Origin of the sequence: Bradyrhizobium sp., assembly GCF_049512235.1 — a bacterium.
Lineage (GTDB): Bacteria > Pseudomonadota > Alphaproteobacteria > Rhizobiales > Xanthobacteraceae > Bradyrhizobium.
Genome location: NZ_JBEKXH010000653.1, coordinates 1 through 3173 on the forward strand (window position 1 = coordinate 1; position 3173 = coordinate 3173).

The following is a 3173-nucleotide window of genomic DNA, read 5'->3' on the forward strand; positions in this document are numbered from 1 at the left end:
AGTTGAGCGATTCCGTGAAACTGATTTCAGGCCACGAGCATTGGCCTCTCACTCCCTCTCCCGCTCTTCGCGGGGGAAGTGGTATGATGCGCTCGCGTGCGGCTTCCGCCGTAGCCCTTCGGTGGCCGTTGCTTCTTGAGAGCGTCCGTCACGGAGTGAAGGAGGACGGCCCCGAGGGCTCCTCGTCGTCCTTCTTCTCCTCCATCACCCGCTCCAGACCGGCTACGGCTTCGACGAACGCTGCGAAAGCCTTACGTGCCCGGGCGAGATTCTCGTCGACCTTCGACGGATCAAGATCGAATCCGTATCGATGCCGGACCACGTGCCGGAAACCTTTCAACTCGATAAGGAGGCCGTAGAGTTCGGAATTGAGTAACGCAGGACGCCGGCCTTCGATCGCCGCCGACATCTGATCCAGCAAATCTTGATGCGCCGACTCGCCCGTCGGCACATCGCCGTCAATGTCGTTCGCGAGGCTCAACATCACGTCTTCGAGGCCGTTGTAGATGTTGTGGACACCCAGCGCCAAGGCCGATCCGCGCGCCCAATCGTTGACGGGGCGATCTGAATCCTTGATCGAGTTGAGAAAGCTGTCGATATTGTCGAGCTCTTGCTTGGCCCGGTCAAGCTTGGTGGCGACTTTGGCGAAGCCGGGGTGCTTAGCCGAGATCACGTTCAAACTCCTTGAGCCGCTCCGGGGTAAGATCGGCCGCATAGATCAGATCATACGGGATGCCGGACCCACGCATCGCCGCGGCCACGGCACGCTCCACCTGTGCCCGCACCTGCGTATCCAGACCGCCCCGGACCAGAAAGTCGACATCGGAATGGGATTTGAATTCCCCCCTCGCCAATGACCCGATCACCACGATATCGATGCCGTCCAGATGCAGGTCGCGCAGCACTGGATCGACCCGGGCGAGTGCCGTCGCCAGCCTGCGCGCCGTCCGCTCGCCGATAATGCTATCAATACGACTGGCCATCCGAAACCTGTTCCAAGGCTGGCTAACGTAGAGCCTCTTTGAGAACTCTAACATACTGTTAAAATCATCGATTGTCAGACATATTGATCATCTCGTTAATCGCCGATGTATCCTTTTGAGTGCCGCGATTTCATGATCTGCGCGCCGGCGATCATCGGGCTCGGCTTTGCGAAACCGATCATTTCATCGTTAGCAGCAACTTCCGCGCTTCACCCAACAAGGCTCTGATCGGTTTGCGCTCGGCGATCGCTTGCCCGGTGAACAGGCCGTGCTGGCGCGCGTTCTGGTTTCCCCTTCGTGCGCTGGATCCCGGCGCGCCGCCGTGCATGCGGCAGCGCCTTTTGCCGCGCGGCACGACCCGCCGGAGCGCATTTTTGCGCCGCAACGCGGGCTCGCCAGCATGGGACCGGTATTGCGGGCGTGATCGCTCATGCCAGATTTTATAAGACGAAGTCAGAACCAGAACACTACCCCCGCCCGACGAACGGCATCTTGCTGGCCATCACCGTCATGAACAGCACGTTGGCGTCGAGCGGCAGGCTTGCCATGTAGGCGACCGCATCGCCGACCGCCTTGGCGTCCATCCGCGGCTCCGGCAGCTTGCGGCCGTCGGGCTGCAGCACGCCGTCGACCATGCGGTCGGTCATCGGGGTGGCGGCGTTGCCGATGTCGATCTGTCCGACCGCGATGTCGTAGGCGCGGCCGTCGAGATTGGTCGCTTTCGTCAGGCCGGTGATGGCGTGCTTGGTGGAGGTGTAGGCCGCGGAGAACGGCCGCGGCGCGTGGGCGGAGATCGAGCCATTATTGATGATACGGCCGCCGCGCGGGGTCTGGTCCTTCATGATGCGGAAGGCGTGCTGCGTGCACAGGAACGGCGCGGTCAGATTGGTTGCCACCACCGCCTGCCATTGCGCCAGACCCAAATCCTCGAACGGCAGCGGCGGCGCGCCCATGCCGGCATTGTTGAAGAGAACATCGAGCCGGCCATAGACGTCCATCACTTTGGCGAACAAGGCCGCGATCGATCCCGGATCGCTCATGTCGGCGGAGACCGGCAGGCTCTTGCCGATATTGTCACCGAGCTTTTGGGTTTCCTCCAGCATTTCCTTGCGTCGCCCGGCGAGCACCACGGTGAAGCCGGCCTTCATCAGCGCCAGCGATGCCGCGCGTCCGACGCCGGTGCCAGCGCCGGTCACGATCGCTATTCTGTTTGCTGCCTCGGTCATCTGTTTCCCGCCTCTGATGTTGCTGGTTAGGTTTCTTCCTTGTAGGGTGGTCTTGGAATATTCCGGTGCGCCGCGCGCAGCGCCGCCGACCAGCGCGAGCGCAGATCGTGGAAATAGGGCTCGCCCGCTTCGATGCGGTGGTTGAGGTCGGCGTCGCAGACGTCGGTTCGCACCACCAGCACGTCGATCGGCAAACCGACGCCGAGATTGGAACGCATCGTCGAATCCATCGAGATCAGGCTGGTCTTGAGCGCTTCGTACAATTCGACGTCGTAATGCATGGCGCGGTCGAGCACCGGTTTGCCGTATTTGTGCTCGCCGATCTGCAAATACGGCGTGTCGGTGGTGCATTCGATGAAGTTGCCGGCCGGATAGACCATGAACAGCCGCATCCGCGAGCCTCTGATCTGGCCGCCGAACAGGAACGAGACGTCGAAATTGATGTCCTCGGATTTCAGCGCGACGCCTTCGGTGGCGTTGACGTGGCGGATCGCCCGGCCGATGCGCTGCGCCGCCTGGAACATCGTCGGCGCGTTCAGCAGGGTTTCGACATCGCCGGTGGTCGGGTCTTCCATCCCTTCGGTGAGGGTCGACAGCACCGACTGGCTGATCGCCAGATTGCCGGCGCTGGCGACCGCCATGATGCGTTCGCCCGGCTCCGAGAAGATATGCAGCTTGCGGAAGGTCGAGACGTTGTCCAGGCCGGCATTGGTGCGGGTATCCGCGATCATGACCAGACCGTCGCGTACCAGTACTCCGCAGCAATAGGTCATTTCCGCTCCCCGCACGTTCAGACGGCTGAGGAATTTGTATCCAATTTCGCCGGGGCCTCCAACCCATTTCGAAAGGGATGAGCGGCGGCTGCCGCCCATCCCTCCACGATCACGCACGCCGGAGGACCTTCTCCACCAGTGCTGTCGGCAGTGGCGCATGGCGCGAGAACGCCATCGTGTGGCTCGCTCGT

Annotated in this window: 4 protein-coding genes; all 4 read right to left on the reverse strand. The window is 62.0% G+C overall.

The window, feature by feature from the left end; genetic code table 11:
- Positions 1-148: 148 nt before the first annotated feature.
- Positions 149-673 (reverse strand): ribonuclease toxin HepT-like protein, encoded by a 525-nt coding sequence (locus ABSG20_RS33400; protein ID WP_423868711.1) that lies wholly within the window; start codon positions 671-673, stop codon positions 149-151.
- Complete coding sequence (locus ABSG20_RS33405) at positions 660-983, reverse strand: nucleotidyltransferase domain-containing protein (protein ID WP_423868708.1); 324 nt, start codon at positions 981-983, stop codon at positions 660-662. Before ABSG20_RS33405 ends, ABSG20_RS33400 begins: the two co-directional genes overlap by 14 nt.
- Before the next feature lie 467 nt (positions 984-1450).
- The gene (locus ABSG20_RS33410) at positions 1451-2209 is read right to left on the reverse strand and encodes an SDR family oxidoreductase (RefSeq protein ID WP_423868709.1); all 759 of its coding nucleotides are present in this window, start codon (positions 2207-2209) and stop codon (positions 1451-1453) included.
- Between the two features lie 26 nt (positions 2210-2235).
- Entirely contained in the window at positions 2236-2982 is a 747-nt protein-coding gene (locus tag ABSG20_RS33415) for a proteasome-type protease (protein ID WP_423868710.1), read from the reverse strand.
- Positions 2983-3173 lie beyond the last annotated feature (191 nt).

Bases quoted from the DNA above. Each gene is read 5' to 3' on its own strand.
- ABSG20_RS33405 (WP_423868708.1), bottom strand. From the start codon at position 983: ATGGCCAGTCGTATTGATAGCATTATCGGCGAGCGGACGGCGCGCAGG.
- ABSG20_RS33410 (WP_423868709.1), bottom strand. From the start codon at position 2,209: ATGACCGAGGCAGCAAACAGAATAGCGATCGTGACCGGCGCTGGCACC.
- ABSG20_RS33415 (WP_423868710.1), bottom strand. From the start codon at position 2,982: ATGACCTATTGCTGCGGAGTACTGGTACGCGACGGTCTGGTCATGATC.